The organism is Flavobacterium soyae (genome assembly GCF_021245985.1).
Lineage (GTDB): Bacteria > Bacteroidota > Bacteroidia > Flavobacteriales > Flavobacteriaceae > Flavobacterium > Flavobacterium soyae.
In genome coordinates this window covers 415,015-440,535 of sequence record NZ_JAJQXA010000002.1, presented here as the reverse complement: position 1 = coordinate 440,535, position 25,521 = coordinate 415,015, and the positions used below count along the sequence as shown (strand labels likewise).

The following is a 25,521-nucleotide window of genomic DNA, read 5'->3' as shown; positions in this document are numbered from 1 at the left end:
TATTATGAAAAAGTTAAACAAAAAATATAAAATAGCACTATTGTCTGTATTGCTTTCATGTGCCGCATGTACAGATCTGGATGAAACGATATACAGTGATATTTCAGCAGAAAAAACACAGCTTACTGCAGAAGATTTAACCAATATTATAGCTCCTGCATTTAGTAAATTCAGAGACGTATATTGGGGATGGAACGGACTTTTTGATCTTTACGAAGAGTCTTCAGATTTAATCGTAACACCTTTTAGAAACGGAATTGGCTGGGGAGATTTATACATCACCATGCACCTGCATACCTGGGGACCAACTTTAGGACATATTGATGGTTTATGGTTCAACGCTTATGCCGGTATAAACAGTGCCAACAGAGCTATTTACCAGATTGAAAATTTAGAGGGAATTGAAAACAAACAAGTTTATATCAATGAACTCAGAGCTTTAAGAGCCACTTATTATTATTTACTGTATGATAATTTTAGAAGAGTTCCGTTAGTAACCACTTATGATCTGCCTGCGGGTTATTTGCCAACGCAGAATACAGATAAAGAAGTTTATGATTTTATCGAAAAAGAATTACTGGAAACAATACCTACCTTAAGTGAAGCCAATACACAGGCCACTTACGGAAGAGTAACAAAATGGGCCGCAAAAATGACACTGGCCAAACTATACCTGAACTCTGAAGTATATCAGGGAACTGCAAAATGGACACAGGCTTTAAGTCAGGTAAATGATATCATTGACAGCGGTAAATTTAGTTTAGCGTCTAATTATTCAGATCCGTTTGTAATCAAAAATGAAGGATCAGTCGAAGAGATATTTTCGATTCCGTTTGATGATAAATTTGCAGGAGGCTCTTATTATCCTTATAAAACCTTATATGCCGCAAGTCAGAGTACATTTGAATTATCAGGAACGCCTTGGGGCGGGAGCGGTGGAATTCCTCAGTTTATTGATACTTACGACGTAGATGACCAGCGTTTAAAAGATTCCTGGCTGGGAGGTTTACAATTTACAAAATCAGGAGAGCCTTTAATTTTAGAAAGCGGCCAGCAATTAAACTATATCAATTATATGTCTGATGTAAACGGAACAGAATACAATGAAGGATATCGTTTTGTAAAATATGAAATTGGTTCAGGAACAGTTGGCGGAAGTGCAAATGATGTACCTTTTTACAGATATACAGATGCTTTAATGATTAAGGCAGAATGTTTATTACGAACAGGAAACGCAGCAGGAGCCGCATCCATAGTAACAGAGATCAGACAAAGAGCATTTAAAAGAACAGACCCTGATAAAGCGGCCGTTTCGGGAGCAAAATTATTAGGAGGAAGTGTTTACAAGTACGGTGCCTATGCAAACGGACAGATTACAAACCTTGAAGGCGGAAGTGATATTCAATACGGCGGTTTCCTTGATGAATTAGCATGGGAATTTGTGGGAGAACATCATAGAAAACAAGATTTGATAAGATTTGGGGTATACACTAAAAAATCATGGTTTTCGCATAAACCAAATGGTGAATTTAGAATTGTGTTTCCAATTCCGCAAAGTCAAATGGATTCGAACCACAATTTAACCCAAAATGAAGGATATAATTAAAAAATGAATATAGAAAATCGTTTTTGAGTGAAAATATAAGGTTGCAAGTTGGTTACTTGTAAGTGTTGGAAAAGCTATCCCTGATAATAACGGGGATGGCTTTTCATTTTTTCTAAATTTTAAAAAATAATGATATGGTATATAAAGTACTGCTAAAAGCAATAAAGATTAGTCTGGTTTTGATGATCTGCCAAATATCAATCTCTTGTAAAACAACAGATAAAATAGCAAACAGAGAAATTAAAATGCAGTATTTAGCTGTTTTTGAAAATTTTTAATCTCGTAAAGACGCAAAGTTTTTTTAATTACCTCCTGCTTTAGCTGGAGGGACACAAAGTTTTTTTAATTGCCTCCTGCTTTAGCTGGAGGAAAAATAAGGTCAACTAGAAAGGCTTTAGCCAAAACTTTTTTTTGCTAAAGCCTTTTTTAAATACAATCATAGGTACCTCCAGCTAAAGCAGGAGGCAATTCAATAAAAAATTCTAAATCTGCGTGAAAAAAAAATAGATCAATAAATTAAAACTGCGCACGATAATGAGATGGCGATATACCTTTTAACTCCTTAAATTTTCTGTTGAAATTAGCTATATCCTGAAATCCGCAGAGTTCAGATATAGACGAAATAGAGAGGTCCTTTTTATTGTGCAGCAGTTTACAAGCATTTTCAATTCTGATTTCAATCAAAAACTGAAAAAACGTTTTATTGGTACGCTTTTTAAAATAACGGCAAAAAGCATTTTTACTCATATTTGCTTTATCCGCAACTTCTTCCAGAGTAATATTCTGATGGTAAAACTCAACCGCATATTCAAAAACAGCACTCATTCGTCTTCCTTCATCATCAGTATATTTTTTCCTGTAAACAAAAGAAGAAAGAGGTGTTTTCTCTGAAGAAATAATAATGTTTATAATTTTTAGGAAAGAAGCAATGCGCTGTATTTTATTCTGCTTTTTTAGCTTGGCAAAATGATGTGTAATTTTCTTTTGATTCGACAGGATTTTCACCCCATACTCTGATTCCTTAAAAAAATCCTCGACACTGCTCATATCATTCAGGCTGAAAAAATCTTTTCCAAAAGAAGTTTTCGTAAAAAATAAAGTCAGCATTATAGACTCCGGGCTTGCTTCAACATTACTTCTAAAAACATGAGGCAGATTTTCACCAATTACCAATATATCCCCCTCCTTATAATCATTAATAGAATCCCCAACGATCAGTGTACCGGAACCTTTTACAATATAGCTGATCTGAATTTCTTCATGCTGATGCAGCTGATCGTAAAAAACGCGCTCAATATCTTCCTGATAGATAAGAGCTTCTCTCTCGGTTTTTGGTATTTTAAAGGGTAAGATTTTCAAGGTTTGTTTTTTGGATATGTAAATATTATCAAAAAAATCAGATTATACAATAGATGTGGTAATATAGTCCTGATATAGGTTAATAATGACAAAGACGCCTTTTTGTTTAAGTTTTATTTTTGATAAAAATTAAGATATGAAGATAAACTGGGAAGGCGTAATGCCAGCTGTAACGACTAAGTTTACAGCAGAAGGTCAACTGGACCTCGTAATGTTCGAGAAAAATATTAAAGCGCAGATTGATGCCGGAGTTAATGGAATTATATTAGGCGGAACCCTTGGTGAAGCCAGTACCTTAACTAAGGAAGAAAAAGAAGTTTTAATAAATACCACTTTAAGAATAGCGGAGGGAAAAATTCCGGTTATCGTAAATATTGCAGAGCAGACAACAAGCGAAGCAGTAACTTTAGCAAAACGAGCTGAAGAATTGGGTGTAAATGGTTTAATGTTACTGCCGCCAATGCGCTATAAAGCAACAGATCACGAGACAGTAGTGTATTTTAAAGAGATTGCAAAAAGTACTTCATTACCTATTATGATTTACAATAATCCGGTTGATTACAAAATAGAGGTAACGCTGGATATGTTTGAAGAACTTTTAAAACTCGAAAATATTCAGGCTGTAAAAGAATCTACTCGTGATATCAGCAATGTGGTAAGAATAAGAAACCGTTTTGGAAACCGCTTAAAAGTGCTTTGCGGCGTTGATACATTAGCCCTCGAAAGTTTAGTAACTGGAGCCGATGGATGGGTAGCAGGTTTAGTAGTAGCCTATCCGGCAGAAACTGTAGCCATTTACAAATTAGTAAAAGCCGGCAGAGTGAATGAAGCCGTAGACATTTACAGATGGTTTATGCCATTATTAGAACTGGACATTTCCCCGCAATTGGTACAAAACATAAAACTTGCAGAAGTAGCAACCGGACTGGGGACAGAAAATGTAAGAGCACCAAGACTTCCTTTACAGGGAACTGAAAGAGAACGTGTTTTGTCTATTATTGATCTTGCAATGAAAAACAGACCCGTTTTACCAGAATACAAAACTATTTAAGTAAACTTGAAAAGAAAGCGATGACTACAGGAAAAAACTATATTGGAGACGTGCTTTCCGCAAAAGGCAAAAAGACATTTAAAACCATAAATCCGGAGCTCAATATAGAAAATGAAACCGTTTTTTATGAAGCTGCAGAAGACGAAATAAATCAGGCCGTACTTTTAGCCGAAGAAGCATTCAAAACTTACAGTAAAACAGCAGACGCTGAAAAAGCTGATTTTCTAGATGCTATTGCCGAAGAAATAGAAGCATTAGGCGAAGAACTGTTAACAACCTATATTCAGGAATCAGGGCTTCCGGCTGGCAGGGCAAATGGAGAACGTGCCAGAACAACAGGACAGTTAAAAGCTTTTGCAGCAATGCTTCGGGAAGGTTCCTGGGTCGAAGCCATTATCAACAAAACTGAAGGAAAACCAGACATCCGCCGATTGCAGATTCCAATAGGACCTGTCGTTGTATTTGGAGCCAGTAATTTTCCGCTCGCTTTTTCTACCGCCGGAGGTGATACAGCAAGTGCATTAGCAGCTGGCTGCCCTGTAATTGTAAAATCACATCCGCTTCATGCCGGAACAGGTGAATTAGTAGCTTCTGCCATTATAAAAGCCGCTAAACGAACCGGAATGCCAAATGGCGTTTTTTCAAACCTTAACAGCAGCGGAATCGAAGTTGGAAAAACCTTAGTAGAACATCCGTCTGTAAAAGCAGTTGGTTTTACAGGAAGTATAAAAGGAGGAACGGCACTTTGTAAAATTGCAGCCGGCAGACCATTACCAATTCCGGTTTACGCCGAGATGGGAAGTATAAACCCTGTTTTGGCCTTACCTTCAGCCTTAAAAACAGACAGTGAAAAATGGGCAAAAAATTATGCAGCATCCATTACTGCAGGTACAGGACAATTTTGTACCAATCCGGGGCTTATTTTAGGGATCGACAGTGAGGAATTAAACCATTTTTTCTCTATTTTAGCAAGAGAGACAGATTTGTTAGAGCCATCGTGTATGCTTCATCCGGCAATCAAAAACCAATATGAAAATCTTAAATCAGAAGTTCTTGAACAAGAAGGATATACACAGCAGACCACTTTACAAAAAGAGGTAAAACCAAATTATGCCGTACAAAATATTATAGCTGTAGATGGAGATACTTTTTTAAAAAACAAAACATTCCATAAGGAAGTTTTTGGTCCATTTTCAGTTTTGGTTAAATGCAGGGATATAAAACAGCTCAACGAAATTATTCAGGATCTGGAAGGTCAGCTTACAGGAACCGTTTTAAACTCAGACTTACAGGAATGGGAAGATTTTAAAGAAGTAATCGAAAATCTTAAAAATAAAGTAGGGCGTTTAATATTTAATAATGTCCCGACAGGGGTTGAGGTCTGCTCAGGAATGACACACGGAGGTCCGTTTCCTGCCAGTTCAGACAGCAAATTTACATCAGTAGGATTAACAGCAGTAAAAAGATGGGTGCGTCCCGTAACATTTCAGGACTGGCCGGATCAATTGCTGCCGGAGGCACTGCAGGATAAAAATCCGTTACGTATTAACAGAACAGTAAACGATATATTAACCCAGAATCCTATTTAGTTTATGCCAAAAAAAACATTTTTTTGCGTTGATGCACATACCTGCGGAAATCCTGTAAGAGTAGTAGCCGGAGGCGGTCCAAACCTCGTTGGAAACAATATGAGTGAAAAACGCCAGCACTTTTTAAAAGAATACGACTGGATTCGAAAAGGACTTATGTTTGAACCCAGAGGTCATGACATGATGAGCGGCAGCATTTTATACCCGCCAAGCAATCCTGAAAATGATTTCGGAATCCTGTTTATCGAAACATCAGGCTGTCTCCCTATGTGCGGCCACGGAACCATTGGAACCATAACCATTGCTATAGAAGAAGGATTGATAGTACCAAAAATTCCCGGAAAAATAAAAATGGAAGCCCCGGCAGGTTTAGTGCAGATAGAATATCAGCAGACCGGGAAAAAAGTCGACTGGGTACGTTTAACCAACGTAAAATCATATCTGGCTGCCGAAGGCCTGACGGTTGACTGTCCTGAATTAGGCGAAATAGTGTTTGATGTAGCGTATGGCGGGAATTATTATGCGATTGTCGATCCGCAGCAGCATTTTTCAGGCATTCAGGATTTTACAGCAGGAAAAATTGTGCAGTACAGTCAGGAAGTCCGCAAAAGCATCAATAAGAAATATCCCAATCTCTTCATTCATCCCGAAAATGATACGATTCGTGATGTAAGCCATATGTTATGGACGGGTGATCCAATTGATCCCGCTTCATCAGGGCGAAATGCCGTTTTTTACGGAGATAAAGCAATTGACCGTTCACCATGCGGAACCGGAACTTCGGCAAGAATAGCGCAGCTGCATGCAAAAGGAAAACTAAAAAAAGGAGAACAATATATCCATGAAAGCTTTATAGGAAGCAAATTTATTGGCAAAGTAGAAGAAGAAACTTCAATAGGCGATATCAAAGCCATTGTACCAAGCATTCAGGGCTGGGCAAAAGTGTACGGTTATAACAACATCATCATTGATGAAGATGATGATCCCTATGCTTTTGGATTTCAGGTAATTTAGAAAAAAGAGTACGATCAAAAATTCATTGGTTTACAAAAATCCTGGACCAATGAATTTTTAAATTTATAATATTAATGAAAAAAGTAAGTATAATAGGCGGAGGTATAATAGGATTGTGTTCAGCTTATTATTTAGCCAAAGAAGGATATGAAGTAGTAGTTTTTGATAAATCAGATATGAATGACGGCTGTTCATATGGTAACGCCGGAATGATTGTCCCTTCTCATATAATTCCGCTGGCACAACCCGGAATGATTGCCCAAGGCATAAAATGGATGTTTGATAGTCATAGTCCGTTTTATGTTAAACCCCGCTTAAATTTAGATTTAATGAAATGGGGACTTCAGTTTTATAAACATGCCAATTATAAACATGTCGAAAAAGCAATGCCCGCACTTCGGGATTTGTCGCTTTTGAGCAAAGAACTATATCAGGATTTTGCCAGGCAGAACAGCTCTTTTTTTTATGAAGAAAAAGGGCTTTTAATGTTGTTTAAAACTGATAAAACAGGTATAGAAATTGAACATGAAGGGATACTAGCTGAAAGATTAGGGCTTCAGGTTGATTTTCTTTCTAAAGCAGAAGTTTCCCAGCTGGAAAAAGGAACTGTAACAGATGTAATAGGAGGGGTTCATTATAAAAGCGATGCCCATATTTATCCGCAGAAATTCATGCAGTTTATAAAAGATGAATTAAACAGGATGAATGTAAAAATTGAACAGAATACGTCCGTTAACGATTTTGTTTTAAAGAATAACAAAGTCGCTGAAATTATAACAGATAAAGGCACTTTTACTACAGATGAGGTTGTTTTGGCTGCCGGATCGTGGAGTCCGTATATTGCCAGAAAACTTAATATAAATATCTCGATCCTGCCGGGAAAAGGATATAGTTTTACCTTAAAAGATCAGGAACATAAACCGACGATTCCGTCTATTTTATGCGAAGGAAAAGTAGCTGTAACCCCTATGAATACCGATATTCGTTTTGGAGGAACAATGGAAATTACCCATACCAACGACATCAAAATTAATCAGAACAGACTGCAGGGAATTGTAAATTCAATTAATGACTTCTATCCGGAGTTAAAAATTGAAATGCCAAAAGAAGAAGATACCTGGTTTGGATTCAGACCTTGCACACCGTCAGGAATGCCGATAATAGCCAGAGATAAAAAACTTAAAAACCTGACAGTAGTAACAGGTCACGCCATGATGGGATTAAGCCTGGCTCCGGCAACAGGAAAAATAGTATCAGAGATTATTGCTGAGAAACCAGCTTCTGTAAATACGCAGATGTTTCAGCTCTAACAAAATCAGCTTCATTTTTATCAAGAAGCTGATTTTTTTTGCTGTCAAATTAAGCTGCCGCGAATTACACGAATTTACACGAATTAAATTTATTGTCTGCCAAAATTTTCAGTCTTAAAACTATTGATTACAAATGAAATAATAACCAAACTCACAACTAAATTCAAGATATAAAACCTATTTCGAATTTCAATTATTCTTTTGTAATCCTGATCAAAATCAACCAAAAAACAACCAAACAAACCAAAAAATGAAAGACCAGAACCATGAAGAATTTAAAAAAGAATTAGGACTTCTCGACGGAACCATGCTTGTGGTAGGTTCCATGATTGGGTCGGGAATATTTATTGTCAGTGCCGATATCGCCAGACAGGTAGGATCTACGGGATGGCTTATTTTAATATGGCTCATTTCCGGAATTATTACCATGATCGCTGCTGTAAGTTATGGCGAATTAAGTGCCATGTTTCCTAATGCAGGCGGTCAGTATGTATACTTAAAAGAAGCCTATAATAAATTAATAGCATTCCTGTATGGCTGGAGTTTTTTTGCAGTCATTCAAACCGGAACCATTGCTGCTGTTGGTGTGGCTTTTTCAAAATTTACAGCCTACATTATTCCTGCAGTAAGTGACGAAAATATACTGTATGAAATAGGAAATTTTAAACTTAATGTAGCCCAGATCGTTTCGATCGTTACCATTTTTTTTCTAACCTATTTAAATACGCGCGGTGTAAAAAACAGCAAAATTCTACAGACAATCCTAACGATTATAAAGATTCTGTCCATTTCAGGATTAATCATCTTTGGGTTCACATTAGCGGCCAAAGCTTCTGTATGGAATGCCAACTGGCATAATGCCTGGACGCCGCATTCTTTTAATCTCGAAACTGCGTCGTGGATGCCGATTGGAACTACAGCTTTAATTTCGGGTATTTCAGCAGCAATGGTTGGAACCTTGTTTTCCAGTGATTCCTGGACCGGAGTAACTTTTATTGCGGGAGAAATTAAGAATCCTAAACGTAATGTAGGGTTAAGTATGTTTTTAGGAACCCTGATTGTAACAATCATTTATGTATTAACCAACCTGATGTATGTAGCAGTTATTCCGTTAAGCGAAATCGCCGCAGCAAAATCAGACAGAGTAGCAGTAGTGGCTTCACAGTATATTTTTGGAAATATCGGAACGCTCATTATTGCACTTATGATTATGATTTCAACCTTTGCCTGCAATAACGGATTAATCATGGCGGGAGCCAGAGTATATTATACGATGGCAAATGACGGTTTGTTTTTTAAAAAAGCAGCCAGACTAAACCATCAAAGTGTTCCGGCATGGGCACTTTGGGCACAATGTTTATGGGCTTCTGTATTATGTTTCACCGGTAAATACGGTGATTTATTAGACTTTGTAATTATCATCGTGCTTATTTTTTACATCCTCACGATTTTCGGAATTATCATTCTTCGAAAAAAACAGCCGGATACCGTTCGTCCTTATAAAGCAATTGGATATCCATTTTTACCCTTTTTATATATCCTGATTGCATCAGCGGTTTGTGTTTCGTTATTGTTCACCAAATTCTCAACCTGCGGCTGGGGCGTTTTAATTATGTTAATGGGAATTCCAATTTATTATTTTATTAAAGAGAAGGACCCGAATTAATAATTATATATTGTGACGTACCATGTAGAGACGCACAGCAGTGCGTCTAACGTCCGGTATATCAATAAATGTGAGGTGCGTCTCTAAGTGATGTGTCCTCTACGATTCACGCATCCAAAAATTTTCATTTATCCCTAAAAATGCAGTCAAAAACGATGTACGGTCCGGTTATTAGTATTTAATAACAAATTATTCTTCACATTATAATTTCCAGGGATAATATAATATTAGTATATGTTAATATTAACCCAGCTAACTCAATAAATATTATATATTTTTATTCATATTTAAATTATGAAGACAACTGGCAAAAAAATAAGTGTATTTTTAACACTTGGATGGTGTTTGATCAGTCAGGCTCAGGGTACACTGAAAGACTACAAAAGAGCAAATGCGGTAGATTCTTTATTTAAGAACAAAGTATTTAATGCTCCTAATGAATTTCATTGGATTGGGAATGACTATGTCTGGTATAGTAATAACATCGGGAAAGGGAAAGAATTTCTTTTGGCCGATGTTAAACAGCAGAAACAAACTCCCGCTTTTGACCATACTAAATTAGCTCAGTCATTGTCAAAGAGTATAGGAAAAGAAGTAAATGTAAATGAACTGCCAGTCGAAAATCTGGAATTTGATAAAACATCATCAACATTAACTTTTACGGCAGATTCACTTAAGCTTTCCTGTAATTTAAATACTTATGAACTGACAAAAGTTGGTGACTATAAAAAATCATTAAAAAAAGATGATTATTGGGGCGGAAATTTTGATGAATTAGGCAATAAACCTGTAGGTTCGCCGGATTCCTTATACATTGCATTTATTAAAAATTATAATCTGTATATAAAAAATAAAAAGACAAAAGCAGAAACCCAGTTAAGTTATGATGGTTCAAAAGGTTTTTTTTATTCTTCCTATATGCAGTGGTCGCCGGACAGTCAAAAAATAATGGCTTATAAAGTCAGACCCGGCGAAGAGCATAAAATCTATTTTGTAGAATCAAGTCCGTCAGATCAGTTTCAGCCTAAATTACAAACCAGAGATTATTTAAAACCCGGAGATCAGCTTCCTTTTAAAAGTCCGCAGGTATTTGTTATTGCTTCAAAAACACAAATTCCTGTTTCAACCGATTTATTTCAGCAGCAATACGATCTTTCAGAAATAGAATGGAAAGACGACAGCAGTGCTTTTACTTTTGAATACAATCAGAGAGGGCATCAGGTATACCGTGTTTTAGAAGTAAATGCCTCAACAGGAAAAGTTAAAGTTCTTATAGAAGAAACGAGCCTTACTTTTGTAGAATACAGTGGAAAAAGATACCGTTATAACAGCAAAAAAAGCGGAGAAATCATTTGGGCTTCAGAGCGTGACGGATGGAATCATTTGTATTTATACGATGCCCTTACAGGTAAAGTAAAAAATCAGATAACAAAAGGGAACTGGCCTGTAAGAGAAGTAATTAAAATTGATGAAGAAAAAAAACAAATCTATTTTACCGCCAGCGGATTAGACAGCAGTCAGGATCCTTATTTACTTCATTTCTGCCGAATTGATTTTAATGGGAAAAACTTTAAAAGATTAACTACAGAAAATGGAAATCATAAAGTTACTTTTTCCCCGGATTATAAATATTACATAGATCAGTATTCAAGAGTTGATGCTGCGCCGGTTACAGTTTTAAAAAGTACAGAAACTCAAAAAACTATCCTGCCCCTGCAGGAGGCAGATATTTCTAAACTGCAGCAAACGGGCTGGACAGCACCGGAAGTTTTTACGGCAAAAGGCAGAGATGGCAAAACAGATATTTGGGGAGTAATTGTACGCCCGACAACTTTTGACCCCAATAGAAAATATCCTGTTATAGAATACATTTATGCAGGACCGCAGGATTCCTTTGTTCCAAAGAATTTTCAACCATATTACTGGGCAATGTCTTCTTTGGCAGAATTAGGATTTATTGTGGTTCAGATCGACGGAATGGGAACTTCAAACCGCTCTAAAGCTTTCCACGATGTATGCTGGAAAAATTTAAAAGACGGAGGTTTCCCGGATAGAAAACTCTGGATAAAAGCCGCCGCGGCTAAATATCCATATATGAATATTGATAAGGTTGGAATTCACGGAACATCGGCCGGAGGTCAAAATGCCGGAGCAGCTCTGGTTTTTAATTCAGATTTTTATGATGTTGCGGTAGCTTCCTGCGGCTGTCACGATAACCGAATGGATAAAATGTGGTGGAATGAACAATGGATGGGATATCCCGTAGGTGCTGAATATGAAGCCTGCTCCAATACGGCAAATGCAGCACAGCTAAAAGGAAACTTAATGCTCATTTTGGGTGAATTAGATGATAATGTAGATCCGGCTTCGACTATGCAGTTTGCCAATGCCTTAATAAAAGCCAATAAAAATTTTGAGCTTGTAATCGTTCCGGGAATGGGACATTCTGCCGGAGGTGATTATGGAGAACGCAAACGCCGTGACTATTTTGTAAAATATCTGCTGGGTGTTGTACCTCCGGCCTGGGAAGAAATTTACAAGTAAAAACATTAAAAGAATAGTATAGAGATTTTTAAATCGTGGAGAAAAATTGAATTATGAAAAGATATAAAGTACTTATTTGGACATGGCTGAGTTTTTGGGCATTGTGTACAACTGCTGTACAGGCACAAAACGGTGATCAGATTTTAGACGGAATTGGTGAGACTGGACTAATTGCCCGCTATTTATTTGATGGTGATGTAAAAGACTGGTCACGAAACAACTGGCATGGAAAAATAGAAGATTCTAAAGCTAAATTTGTCAATGATGAACAGTTTGGACGAGTATTGTATCTGCTGGCCGATAATCAGGCTTTTGTTTCGATTCCGGGCGAAGCACTGTCTGGTGAAGAATCTCTAAGTATTACAGGATGGATTTTTATGCGTTCTAAACAGAAAGACCAGCGATTTTTCGATTTTGGAAGAGATGCCAAATCACATTTATATCTCGCCCCAATAGGCATAAAAGATAAAGAAGGTTTGTATACAGAAATCACAAAAGGTACAGAACAATATAATACACAGGCTGCAGCTCTGGAAGAAGGAAAATGGAATCATATAGCCGTTGTGGTTAATATTCCGTCTAAAACAATGAGTACTTATGTAAACGGAGTATTGGCAGGTGAAACAAAAAATGTAAGTCTGGAATTAGAGCAGTTATTTGATAAAAATTCCGGCAGTAAAAATACACTTTACATAGGAAAATCATTAACGTCTGAAAATAGCTATCTCAATGCCAAATTACACGATTTTAGAATTTACAGAATCGCATTAAGTGACAAACAGGTTAACAGAATTTATAATAATGCTTTAACCGCAGGTCAGGAAGAGGAAGCAGAAGAAGACCTGAAAGCAGATCTTCCGTTATTTTCTAAAACAACTCCGCAATTGTATAATCAATACTTGACCAGTGTTTCAGATATTGAAGTAGAAACAGCACAGGGAAATCTGCCAAGACTTCCTGCATTTATAAAAGGCATATATCGTGACGGGATTACTGGCCCGGAAGTTCGTGTAATTTGGCCTTCGCCTACAGATAATAATCAGGTGCTTAAAACAGGTAAATACATCGTAACGGGAAGTGTTCCGGGTACAGATTTAAAGCCTAAAGCTGTTGTAGTTGTAAAAGAGGCGAAAAAAGCAAATAACCCGGAGCGTAAATTAGAAGTTTTTAGTCTGGATCAGGTTTCTTTAAATAATAATAACCACGGAGAACATACAAAATTTATCGAAAACCGTGATAAGTTCTTCACCACACTGGCACAGACAGATCCTGATTCTTTTCTGTATATGTTCCGTAATGCTTTTGGACAGGAACAGCCAAAAGGAGCAGAGCCGCTGGGTGTATGGGATACTCAGGAAACCAAATTACGAGGGCATGCCACAGGACATTATCTCACAGCAATTGCTCAGGCGTATGCTGGTACAGGTTATGATAAAGCACTTCAGGCCAATTTTGCCGATAAGATGAACTATATGGTAAATACATTGTATCAATTATCGCAAATGTCAGGCAGCCCAAAGGAAACTGGCGGGAAATATATATCAGATCCAGCTGCTGTGCCATTTGGGCCAGGTAAAACAGCCTACGATTCTGATTTGAGTGCCGAAGGTATCCGCACTGATTATTGGAACTGGGGAAAAGGATTTATTAGTGCCTATCCGCCGGATCAGTTTATAATGCTGGAAAACGGGGCAGCTTATGGAGGACAGAAAACTCAAATTTGGGCACCGTATTATACTTTACATAAAATTCTTGCCGGATTAATGGATGTTTACGAAGTAAGCGGTAACGAAAAAGCGCTAAAAACAGCTAAAGGAATGGGAGACTGGGTTTATGTCCGTATGAAAAAACTGCCTGAAGAAACCCTTATCAGTATGTGGAACCGCTATATTGCCGGAGAATTTGGAGGTATGAATGAAGCGATGGCAAGATTGTACAGAATTACAAAAGATCCTCATTATCTTGAAGCAGCACAATTGTTTGACAATATAAAAGTGTTTTACGGTGATGCAAAACATTCACACGGACTGGCTAAAAACGTTGATACTTTCCGCGGACTGCATGCCAATCAGCATATTCCGCAGATTATGGGAGCGCTTGAAATGTACCGTGATTCTAATTCTGCTGATTATTACCACATAGCCGATAATTTTTGGTATAAAGCAGTAAACGATTATATGTACAGTATTGGCGGCGTTGCAGGGGCCAGAAATCCCGCTAATGCAGAATGTTTTATCAGTCAGCCGGCGACCATTTATGAAAACGGTTTTTCATCCGGCGGTCAAAATGAAACCTGTGCAACTTACAATATGCTTAAATTAACCGGAGATTTGTTCCTGTATGAACAGCGTGCCGAGCTGATGGATTATTACGAACGTGGTCTTTATAACCACATTCTGGCTTCTGTAGCAGAGAATAGTCCGGCAAATACCTATCATGTTCCGTTAAGACCCGGCTCAGTAAAACAATTTGGGAATCCGCACATGACAGGTTTTACCTGCTGCAACGGTACAGCCATCGAAAGTAATACCAAATTTCAGAATTCGATTTATTTTAAAAGTGCCGATAATAAAGCACTTTATGTAAATCTGTATGTGCCTTCAATTTTAAACTGGAAAGAAAAAAATATAACGATTGAACAGACAACCGCTTTTCCAAAAGAAGATAATACCAAATTAATGATTAAAGGAAATGGAAAATTCGATATTAAGGTACGTGTACCGCACTGGGCATCAAAAGGATTTTTTGTAACCATAAATGGCAAAGAACAAAATGTAAAAGTACAGCCGGGAAGTTACCTTACTTTGAACCGCAGCTGGAAAAACGGAGATATTATAGAACTGCGCATGCCATTTGAGTTTCATCTGGAACCGGTTATGGATCAGCAAAACATTGCGAGTTTATTTTACGGCCCGGTATTGCTGGCAGCCCAAGAACCAGAACCGAGAAAAGACTGGCGTAAAGTAACCTTAGAGGCTAAAGATATTAGCAGATCGATAAGTGGAGATCCTAAAAAACTGCAGTTTATTATAGACGGCGTTCTTTTTAAACCTTTTTATGAAACCTACGGACGTCATTCTGTTTATCTGGACGTGTCACTGAAATAGTGAATAGAAAAGTAAAATAAGTTTGCCGCGAATCACACGATTTCTGCAAATTTAATTCGTGTAATTAGCGGCAAAAGCCAAAAAAAATCAGAATCATTAAACCAAAACCATGAAAAAATCAATTTTAAGTTTTATTCTATTTTTATTTGTGGTAACGCCTCTGTTTTCCAGCGAGCTTACAGATGTAGTCAATACATATCAGTCAGATAAAACGGCACTGCAGAATTTTTATTCTAACAACGAATCAGAAGAATATTATGTACGCTTTTCTAAATTTTATGACGATTGGACAAAAAAGCTGGGAGAGATTGATTTTAAAAGCCTGTCTAAAGATGCCAAAGTTGATTATCTGCTGCTTAAAAACCTGATTAGTAAAGAAAACTATTTCCTGCAGATAGAGTTTAAAGCCTATAAAGAAGTACAGCCTGTATTAGATTTTACAAATGATATCACACTTTTTATTCAGGAAAGAAGAAGAGGAAAACGACCGGTTTCAAAGCAGCTTGCCAAAGCATTTGATGATGCCGGAGTTAGCATAGATAAAAAAACAGAACTGCTGAAAAACAAACCTTTTAAAGATTGGTTTGCCGCAGATAAAGCAGCAAAATCAGCAGCAGCATTTCAGAAATCATTAAAAGAAGCTTATGAGTTTTATTACAGCTATGATCCTGATTTTACCTGGTGGATGGAAAAACCGTATAAGAACTTATCAGTCAAACTTAAAAACTACGAAGACTTTTTAAGAACAAACTATTCTAAGACAAGTATAAAAGACGACGGAAGCGGTATTATAGGAAAACCAATAGGGAGAGAAGCCATAATAAAAAGTCTGGCTTACGAATATATTCCGTATTCGCCAGAAGAATTGATCGCTGCTGCACAAAATCAGTTTGAATGGTGTAAAAAAGAAATGATTAAAGCCTCAACGGAATTAGGCTACGGAAATGACTGGAAAAAAGCCCTCGAGCATGTTAAAGATACTTACGTTCAGGCTGGTGAACAGCCGCAGGCAATTACGAATTTGTACAATCAGTCAGTAAAATTTATAGAAGACCGGGATTTAATTACCCTGCCGGATTTGACAAAAGAAACCTGGCAGATGATTATGATGACACCAGAACGTCAAAAGATAAACCCGTTTTTTACCGGAGGCTGGGAAATTAGCATTTCGTATCCAACAGAAGATATGGACCAGAAGGATAAGTTGATGAGTATGCGGGGGAACAACCCAAATTTTTCATTCGCAACCGTTCAGCATGAGCTGCTTCCGGGACATAACCTACAGTTTTTCATGAACAGCCGTTACAAGTCGTACCGCCAGCCTTTTGATACACCATTCTGGATGGAAGGCTGGGCTTTGTATTGGGAAATCATACTTTGGAACAAACAATTTCCGCAGACACCAGAGCAAAAACTCGGAATGTTATTTTGGAGAATCCACCGCTGTACACGAATTATTTTTTCATTGAAATATCATTTGGGAGAAATGACGCCGCAGCAATGTATTGATTTATTAGTAAATGAAGTGGGCCACGAAAGAGCAAATGCAGAAGCAGAAGTAAGACGTTCTTTTGCGAGCGGAGACGCACCGTTATATCAGACAGCGTATATGACAGGCGGATTACAGTTTTATGCCTTAAGAAATGAACTGCTGGCAAAAGGATGGACAGAAAAACAGTTTCATGACCGTGTTTTAAAGGAAAATATAATGCCCGTAGAAATGCTCCGAATCCTCTTAGAAGATTTATCTGTTTCTGAGGACTATAAAACAAACTGGAAATTTTCGACTGATTTTAAATAATTGAAAGTCTCTTTTAAAGAAGTATAACAAAGAAGCCGGACACGACCTGTTTTGCTCTTAAAAATAATAAAAGATATGAAAAGAATAAAAATACTGGCTTTGATGATCTGCTGTTCTGTAGTTTCCAATTTACAGGCGCAGGAATATTGGGACAAGATTAAAGCAAAAAAATCAACGCTTGAAATTGATAAAGGTTTTACGACTTTAAGCACAAAATCTTTTGAAATCAAATTATTGAAGTCATCCCAAACGGTGGCGTCTTTGTCTCCTGTTTCAGATAAAACTTTTGATTTTACACCGGGAGACCGACTGGCAATTCGTGATAAAGACGGTTTGTATCAGTTAGGCGATATTAACCTGCGAATTAAAGCTGTCGACGCATCCTGGAAAAGTTATTCAACAGCAGCTAAACGTGCAGCTGTTACCGCTTTAAGCGTTTCAGGAAATACTTTGGCGGCGGCAGATCTTTCTAATACACTTCCGGCTGACATTCCGGTTACGATAAAACGTTTCTATGAAGAAAAAGAGGGGAATTTGGTAGTGCGTTTTGAAATCACAAACAAATCTAATGCAGCGGTAGAAATTGGGGCTTTAGGAGTTCCTATGATTTTTAATAACATTCTGGAAGGAAAAACACTCGATGAAACCCATCTTCATAATGTATTTTTTGATCCTTATATTGGTAAAGATGCAGGCTATCTGGAAGTAAAACGATTGAGCGGCCACGGTCCGGCTTTGTTAGTACTTCCTGAGATGAATATGCCTTTTGAAGCGTATCGGCCATTACTAGATGATGAAACACCAAGAAGCATTGTTTTTGAAGGTTTTCACGAATGGATGCCTGTTTCCAAAGCCTATGCTGAGCAGGAATGGAAAAAAGCAGAACAATGGAATTCGCCAACTTCAGTACTGCTTCAGGTGGGAGAGGTTAAAAACTTCTCCCTAAAGCTTGTATTGGTTAATCAGATTGAGAATATTCAGGCTGGTTTAATTCAGAACGAACGTCCGGCTGCTGTTGGAGTTCCGGGTTATGTTTTGCCTCTGGATGTAAACGGACAGCTTTTTCTAAAATATAAAAAAGCAGTCAAATCCTTAAAAATTGAGCCAGAAGGAGCTTTGACAATAACACAGAAATCAAAAGATAAAAATGGTTATTTTCAATATGAAGTGCAGGGAAAAAAATGGGGAAGAGCCAGATTAACCGTAACCTATGAAGACGGATTAGAACAGACAATTAACTATAAAGTAATAAAATCTGAAACGAACACCATTGCAGATTTCGGACATTTTTTGACAACAGCCCAATGGTTTGATGAAAAAAATGATCCTTTTCACCGTAATCCTTCGGTAATCTCGTATGATTATGAAACCAAAAAACAGGTTAGTCAGGACAGCCGTGTCTGGATTGCAGGTTTAAGTGATGAGGGCGGGGCAGGCGGCTGGCTTGGCGCTGTCATGAAACAATTGATTGATCCAAATAGAGAAGAAATAGCAAAATTAGAGCAGTTTGTTGATAAGACTTTATGGGGCGGAATTCAGTATAATACTGCCGATACACTTAAATACGGAGTTAAAAAAAGTGTGTTTTATTATGAGCCGGCTTTAATGCCGGAAGGTACTTACAGCAAAGAGGTAAACTATAAAACCTGGGCAGCCTGGGACAAAAAAGGCGCAGATGATCCGGGAAGATCTTATAACTATCCGCATGTTGCCGCTGCGCACTGGACTATGTATCGTCTGGCCAGATATCATGATGGTTTAGTTACGAATCATACCTGGGACTGGTATTTAAAAAATGCTTATGAAACCAGTATTGCCATGACAACTTTAGCACCGTATTATGCGCAGTTTGGACAAATGGAAGGAACAGTATTTTTATTGATTTTAAAAGATTTAAAAACTGAAGGATATACCGAAATGGCAGCTAATCTGGAAGCCAAAATGAAAGCCAGGGCAGATCACTGGAGAACATTGAATTATCCTTTTGGCAGCGAAATGCCGTGGGATTCTACAGGTCAGGAAGAAGTATATATGTGGTCTGATTATTTTGGATATACAGATAAAGCAAAAGTAACCCTTGATGCTATTTTGGCCTATATGCCTACAATGCCGCATTGGGCTTATAATGGAAATGCCCGCAGGTATTGGGACTTTCTTTACGGAGGGAAATTATCGAGAGTAGAACGTCAGATCCATCATTATGGTTCAGCACTAAATGCCATTCCGGTTTTGGAACAGTATAAAAAAACGCCGGATGATTTTCATTTACTAAAAGTAGGGTACGGCGGATTATTAGGCGGAATTTCAAATATTACACAGGATGGTTTTGGACCGGCTGCTTTTCATTCTTATCCTGAAACACTGCAGATTGATTATTTATCTGGGGATTATGGTTCCGGTTTTTTTGGATATGCCGTAAATACCGCTGCTTTTATTACCAATGAAAAAGAGTATGGCTGGCTGGCTTTTGGAGGAAATTTAAAAGAAAAAGGAGATGAGATTGAGGTAGAAATTACAACTGCTGCAAAATCTAAAGTATTCATTTCACCAATAAAAACAGGATTGACACTAGATGCGGGAACATTTAAAAAAGTAACTTACAATACTAAAACAGGTGCTGTTACAATAACATTGAACAGTAAAGATAATTATACGCCTAATGCTTATTTAAGAATAGATAAAGATGTAAAATTGCCTTATGAAAAAGTTAGGGGAGCTTATAAAATTCCTTTAAAAAATAAACCTGTACAAATTAAATTATAAGTATGAAATGAAGCGGAAATCAATAAAACACCTTTTCAAAAAAATAGTATTTACTTTATTCGGATTACTTACGGGTTTAAATTCCGGTGCGCAGAATTTTGAAAATTTTTTTCCAAAAAAAGATTTAACTACAGTTGGCGTATATTATTACCCCGAACATTGGGATCAGAGTCAGTGGGATCGCGATTTGAAAAAAATTGCCGAAATGGGTTTTGAATTTACTCACTTTGGCGAATTTGCATGGGCGCAGTTAGAACCGCAGGAAGGTGTTTATGATTTTAAATGGCTGGATAAAGCGGTAGGAATTGCTGCAAAATATAATTTAAAAATAATTATGTGCACCTCAACCGCTACACCTCCGGTATGGCTGGTCCGCCAGCACCCTGATGTACTCGCCACTTATGAAGACGGCACCAAAACAGATCATGGTTCGAGACAGCACGCTTCATTTTCAAGTAATTATTATCGAAGCTATTCGCTGAAAATGATTGAAGAACTGGCAAAAAGATATGGCAGTAATAAAAACATTATTGGATGGCAGGTTGACAATGAACCTACGCGTTTTCTGGATTACGGAGCAGATGCGCAGCAGCGCTATCGTAACTGGCTAAAGGAAAAGTATACAACTATTGATGCCCTGAATCAGGCTTGGGGAAACAATTTCTGGAGTGGAACTTACAGCAGTTTCGATCAGATTAATATTCCGTTGCACAAAGAATGGGGAATGAATTTACATTCGCAGTTAGACCATTATCGATTTGCAGATGAGGAAACTGCAACTTTTCTGGACAGCCAGGCAGTTACAATACGAAAGTATGCAGATAAAAATCAATGGATCACTTCTAATTACAGATCTAACTACGACGAAAGTTTCGTTGGAATGAGTAAAGAATTAGACTTTGACTGTTATACCCGTTATTTGGTTTACGGCGGAAGTCTGGGAATAGGGCCAAATGGGTATCGCTTAGGCGATTATGCCAGTATTGGCATGTCTAATGATTTTTTTCGTCCCTTAAAAGGTATGTATGGCTGTATGGAATTACAGCCGGGACAAGTAAACTGGGGAAGCATCAATCCGCAGCCACTGCCCGGAAGCATCCGTATGTGGTTATGGCATGTTTTTGCCGGCGGCAGTAAATTTACCTGCACCTATCGTTTTCGTGCGCCTTTGTATGGATATGAGCAGTTTCATTATGGTATTGTAGGTACAGATGGTGTTACACCAACCGCTGGCGGTAAAGAATTTAATCAGTTTATAAAAGAAATTGATACACTGCGAAAGAAGTATGATGCTAAACCTGCATTGCCGGATTACTATTTAAAACGTAAAACCGGAATTTTGTTCAATGCCGATAATGTGATGGCGATTGAATTAAACAAACAGACAAAAGAGTGGAATACAATTGGGCATTTCTTAAAATATTACAAAGCTGCGAAATCTATTGGCGCACCGGTTGACTTTGTTCGCGATACGGCTGATTTCTCGAATTATCCTTTTTTAATAGTACCGGCTTATCAGATGATTGATCAAAAAATGATCGATAAACTAAATCTGTATGCCAAAAATGGAGGAAATTTAATAATGAGCTGCCGATCCGGAATTCAAAACCGTCAGGGTCATCTTTGGGAAGCTAAGTTCTATGAACCTATGTGGAATTTAATAGGTTCTCAAATAGAATCGTATGATTTGTTAATGCCGCAGTCTCCGGGTATAATAAAATTTGATAATCAGGAATTTAAATGGACAAGCTGGGGCGATTTACTAAAACCAAATAAAGAAACAGAAATCTGGGGAACCTATGACGGAGATTTTTACTCGGGAACGCCAGCCATTATTTCACGTAATTTAGGTAAAGGAACCGTAACCTACGTTGGTGTAGATTCTAAAAATGGTGAACTTGAAAAACAAGTCATAAGAAAGTTATACCAGAAACAAAATATGCCTATAGAAAATTATCCTGAAGGAGTTATGGTGGAGTATCGCGACGGATTTGGTATAGCAGTTAATTATTCGGATAAAATCTATCAAATTAATTTACCAAAAAGCGCCAAAATTATTATTGGAAACACAGCAATAAAAACTGCTGATGTATTGGTTTGGAAATATTAATATAAATCTGTTTTGGGTAATTCAAAAACCATTGTCAGGTCAAGCAAAGTTGAATTTTTCCGGGCTGAGCGAAGTCCAATTTTGTCAGGCTGAGCGAAGTCGAAGCCCTTTTCGTTTAAAAGCCTTCGACTTCGCTCAGGATGGCATTTATTTTTTATAAAAATATTTTACTCAGTTTAATTTATAATACAATGCAATGCTGAAAAAGAAACTATTTTATAGTCTTATTATACTTGTTTTTACGGGAACCATCATGGCTCAGGATGATGTTCAGGTAAACGGTCCAGGTGCTGGAAATCCCATTTTACCGGGCTGGTTTGCAGATCCCACTATCAAAAAGTTTGGAGACATTTATTATATCTATGCCACAACAGACAACGAAATGCTGGCATCTGGAGCTCCTACGGTCTGGTATAGTAAAGACCTGAAAAACTGGTATAATTATATCATGGAAATTCCTTCTTTTTCTGCAAAATCAATCACTAATTTTTGGGCTCCCGATATAATAGAGGGAGACAACGGTAAGTATTATTTGTATTTTGGGAATTGCGAAATAGGCTGTAATATTTACGGATATGTATCAGATTCTCCGGTTGGGCCATGGACAAAATTGAGTGAAAACGATGTTCCGGTTATTTCAAACGGATATCCCAGAGAAGGTTTTCCATCACTTGATGCACAGTTTTTTAAAGATGCAAACGGCAAAATATATGGATATTGGGGAACGTGGGTGTATTATAATGGTGGATATGCTGTAGGAGAATTGGACAAAAATACAATGAGTGAAATGAAAAATTCAGTCAATATTCCATTAGAACAAACCCCGGCTCCATTTGAAGCAGCTTATATGATGAAAAAAGGATCCAAGTACATTTTAATGTATTCAGGAGCTTCCTGTCATGATGAAACCTACAATGTTCGCTATTCCTATTCTAATTCGCCTTACGGGCCTTTTACTCCGGGGAAAAACAATCCTATTTTGAGTACCAATGAAGATCAAAGTGTTCATGGTCCCGGACATCATTCTGTTTTACAGGAAAAAGACGATTACTACATCGTCTATCATAAACATGATTATCCCATGACAAGAGGCGGACTTGCAAGGCAGGTTTGTATCGATAAAATGATTTTTGAAAATGATTCGACAATCCAAAAAGTTATCCCTGCAAACCAAGGAATTGAAAAATTAATACAATCTGAAGTACCTGAAAATATTGCTTTTAAGGCAAAAACAACCGCTTCTTCCTTTTATCATTTAAAATCAACTCAGTATAATTATGAATATAAACCATCTTTTGCCACAGATGATAATAATGCCACAATGTGGAAAGCGGCTGATAATACCACACCTCAGTATTTAATAGTTGATTTAGGTTCTGAGAAAAAAATAAAAAGAATAATGACTCAGTTTGAATTTGCGAGTTATTATTACCAGTATAAACTGGAATATTCTCTAAACGAAAAGAACTGGAATATGTATGCTGATAAATCCAGAAATAAAACGGCGGGAAGCCCAATGATTGATGATAATGATGTAACTGCCCGTTATATAAAACTAACTGTTTTAGCGACAGAAAAAATGGGACTTTATCCCACAGTCTGGAATATAAAAGTGTACAGTTCCTTATTTGATATTCCTCTTCATTTAAAAAATCAACCATCAGTTAAAGTTCCGGCGGAAAAAAGCAGTAAAAAAATGATTGTTGATCTAAATGCCAAAAGTTTTAGTAACCTTAGTTCAGCTTCTTTTTTAAATAAAGGATCTATAGGCGGCATTTTTGAAAAAAGCGGGGATATTTCTTTAGAAGAATTAAACGGAATTAAAGCTTTTAATTTTAAAAAAGGAGCTTTGACGCTAAATAAACCAGTTCCTAAAAGTCTGGCATGGAATGGCTCGTATACCGCCGCAGTCTGGGTTAAAAATCCCGAGATAGCAAACGAAGGAGAAATTTTAGTTTCCTGGTGTGACAGGCAGGCATTGGGTTTGGCAAATTCCTATAATGCATTGGCATATAACAGCGGAAATTATGGTGCTGGCGTACATTTAGACGGTCATTTTGATATGAGATATAAAAAAGTACCCGAAGCCGGTAAATGGCATCACATTGTTTTAACTTTCGATGGTGTTGTAGAAAAAGTATATGTGGATGGTATTTTAGATAATTCACAAAATATGCTATTATCATCTGCCATAGATAAGGCAAAAATTATAATAGGAGCATCAGATGCGGGAGAATATTTTTCCGGATATATTGCATCAGTACAAATGTATGACTATGCACTTACTCAGGAAGATCTGCAAAAACTGATGAAAGAAACTAAACCAAAAGAGAAATAAATAACCATAAGATTTAATTTAATTTAAAAAAAATGACAATAGGTGCAGGAGGCTCAAATGCCGCAGCTGAATTAGAAAAAATAGAAAACAGAACCTATGATGTTCAGCCTATTCTGCTGGAAGAATATTTAGGGCGTATCAAAAAAGCCGTACAGCTAATGAAAGACCATTCTGTTAAAGTACTATATCTAAATGCAGGAACCAATTTGTATTATTTTACAGGAACGCTTTGGAGTGCTTCTGAAAGAATGGTGGGAGCTTTGCTTTTTGATGACGGCTCTTTAGAATATATCGTACCAAAATTTGAAGAAGGCACTTTTAAAAAATACAAAAAAGTTAACTCTTCTATTAACTGTTGGGAAGAACATGAATCTCCGTATGTTTTGTTTGGAAACTTATTGAATACAAAAAATATTTTAACGGGTTTAATTGCAATTGATGAATCAGCCCCTTATTTTTTGGTTGATGGAGTTTCAAAAGCAAATAGCAGTTATGATTTTATAACGGCACAAAATATTACGTCGGCTTGTAGAATGCAGAAATCTAAAAATGAAATCGCGATTATACAGAAAGCAAAAGATATTACGATGGAGGTTCAAAGAGCTGCTGCGAGAATATTAAGACCCGGAATTACAGTGGGTGAAGTCACAGATTTTATAAATAAAGCCCATATCAAAGCAGGAATTTCTTCCGGTTCTTACTTCTGTATTGTTTTATTTGGAGATGATACACAGTATCCTCACGGTGTTTCGGTCCCGCAGCCTTTAAAAGAAAATGAAGCAGTTATTGTAGATACAGGCTGCAGGTTAGAAGGATATCTTTCTGATATTACCAGATCGTATGTTTATGGAGAAGCTTCTGATGAATACAGAACTATTTGGAATTTAGAAAAGAAGACTCAGCTTGCTGCTTTTGAAGCTGCAAAGATTGGTGCTTCCTGCGGATCAGTAGATGATGCAGCCCGAAAAACATTGGCAGAAGCCGGATTAAGCCCTGATTATAATTTACCGGGATTACCGCACAGAGTGGGACACGGAACCGGACTTGATATTCATGAATACCCGTATTTAGTCCGCGGAAGCGAAATAAAACTGCTGGAAGGAATGGTGGTGAGTAACGAACCAATGATTTGCATTCCGGGAAAATTTGGAATCAGGCATGAAGACCATTTTTATATGACTGAAAATGGAGCAAAATGGTTTACTGAACCTATGTTTAGTGTTGACAATCCTTTTGGGTATTAATTTTTAACACCAATAATAA

The 25,521-nt window shown here is 37.3% G+C and carries 14 protein-coding genes; 13 read left to right on the top strand and 1 reads right to left on the bottom strand.

Translation table 11 applies throughout. The features are described 5' to 3' along the window. Nucleotides 1-4 precede the first annotated feature (4 nt). Complete coding sequence (locus tag LUU93_RS04155; RefSeq protein WP_232678612.1) at nucleotides 5-1,606, top strand: RagB/SusD family nutrient uptake outer membrane protein; 1,602 nt, start codon at nucleotides 5-7, stop codon at nucleotides 1,604-1,606. Nucleotides 1,607-2,122: 516 nt separating this feature from the next. On the opposite strand, the gene LUU93_RS04150 is transcribed toward LUU93_RS04155, so the two are convergent. After that, nucleotides 2,123-2,965: an AraC family transcriptional regulator gene (locus LUU93_RS04150; protein ID WP_232678610.1), complete on the bottom strand. Its 843-nt coding sequence runs from the start codon at nucleotides 2,963-2,965 to the stop codon at nucleotides 2,123-2,125. A gap of 136 nt (nucleotides 2,966-3,101) precedes the next feature. Between LUU93_RS04150 and LUU93_RS04145 the strand changes: the two genes are divergently transcribed. The 12 genes from LUU93_RS04145 to LUU93_RS04090 all read left to right on the top strand — a co-directional run bounded on the left by LUU93_RS04145 (nucleotide 3,102) and on the right by LUU93_RS04090 (nucleotide 25,502). Then, the gene (locus LUU93_RS04145) at nucleotides 3,102-4,016 is read left to right on the top strand and encodes a dihydrodipicolinate synthase family protein (protein ID WP_232678608.1); all 915 of its coding nucleotides are present in this window, start codon (nucleotides 3,102-3,104) and stop codon (nucleotides 4,014-4,016) included. Between the two features lie 20 nt (nucleotides 4,017-4,036). Continuing rightward, nucleotides 4,037-5,605 (top strand): aldehyde dehydrogenase (NADP(+)), encoded by a 1,569-nt coding sequence (locus LUU93_RS04140; protein ID WP_232678606.1) that lies wholly within the window; start codon nucleotides 4,037-4,039, stop codon nucleotides 5,603-5,605. A 3-nt stretch (nucleotides 5,606-5,608) separates the two neighbouring features. Next, on the top strand, nucleotides 5,609-6,619 hold the full coding sequence (locus tag LUU93_RS04135) for a 4-hydroxyproline epimerase (RefSeq protein ID WP_232678604.1): 1,011 nt from the start codon (nucleotides 5,609-5,611) through the stop codon (nucleotides 6,617-6,619). Nucleotides 6,620-6,693: 74 nt separating this feature from the next. Next, a complete protein-coding gene (locus LUU93_RS04130; RefSeq protein ID WP_232678602.1) occupies nucleotides 6,694-7,929 on the top strand; it encodes an NAD(P)/FAD-dependent oxidoreductase in 1,236 nt (411 codons plus the stop codon). A gap of 250 nt (nucleotides 7,930-8,179) precedes the next feature. After that, on the top strand, nucleotides 8,180-9,595 hold the full coding sequence (locus LUU93_RS04125) for an APC family permease (protein ID WP_232678600.1): 1,416 nt from the start codon (nucleotides 8,180-8,182) through the stop codon (nucleotides 9,593-9,595). A gap of 294 nt (nucleotides 9,596-9,889) precedes the next feature. Beyond that, nucleotides 9,890-12,139, top strand: a complete 2,250-nt coding sequence (locus tag LUU93_RS04120; protein ID WP_232678598.1) for a S9 family peptidase — start codon at nucleotides 9,890-9,892, stop codon at nucleotides 12,137-12,139. Between the two features lie 53 nt (nucleotides 12,140-12,192). Next, nucleotides 12,193-15,246: a beta-L-arabinofuranosidase domain-containing protein gene (locus tag LUU93_RS04115; protein WP_232678596.1), complete on the top strand. Its 3,054-nt coding sequence runs from the start codon at nucleotides 12,193-12,195 to the stop codon at nucleotides 15,244-15,246. Between the two features lie 109 nt (nucleotides 15,247-15,355). Further along, nucleotides 15,356-17,047, top strand: coding sequence for a DUF885 family protein (locus LUU93_RS04110; protein WP_232678594.1), 1,692 nt, complete (start codon nucleotides 15,356-15,358; stop codon nucleotides 17,045-17,047). Nucleotides 17,048-17,122: 75 nt separating this feature from the next. After that, nucleotides 17,123-19,810 carry a DUF5695 domain-containing protein gene (locus tag LUU93_RS04105; RefSeq protein ID WP_232678592.1) on the top strand — a complete coding sequence of 896 codons (2,688 nt, stop codon included), beginning with the start codon at nucleotides 17,123-17,125 and terminating at the stop codon, nucleotides 19,808-19,810. A gap of 7 nt (nucleotides 19,811-19,817) precedes the next feature. Beyond that, complete coding sequence (locus LUU93_RS04100) at nucleotides 19,818-21,920, top strand: beta-galactosidase (protein ID WP_232678590.1); 2,103 nt, start codon at nucleotides 19,818-19,820, stop codon at nucleotides 21,918-21,920. Between the two features lie 196 nt (nucleotides 21,921-22,116). Next, nucleotides 22,117-24,258 carry a family 43 glycosylhydrolase gene (locus tag LUU93_RS04095; protein WP_232678589.1) on the top strand — a complete coding sequence of 714 codons (2,142 nt, stop codon included), beginning with the start codon at nucleotides 22,117-22,119 and terminating at the stop codon, nucleotides 24,256-24,258. A 32-nt stretch (nucleotides 24,259-24,290) separates the two neighbouring features. Further along, on the top strand, nucleotides 24,291-25,502 hold the full coding sequence (locus LUU93_RS04090) for a M24 family metallopeptidase (protein WP_232678586.1): 1,212 nt from the start codon (nucleotides 24,291-24,293) through the stop codon (nucleotides 25,500-25,502). Nucleotides 25,503-25,521 lie beyond the last annotated feature (19 nt).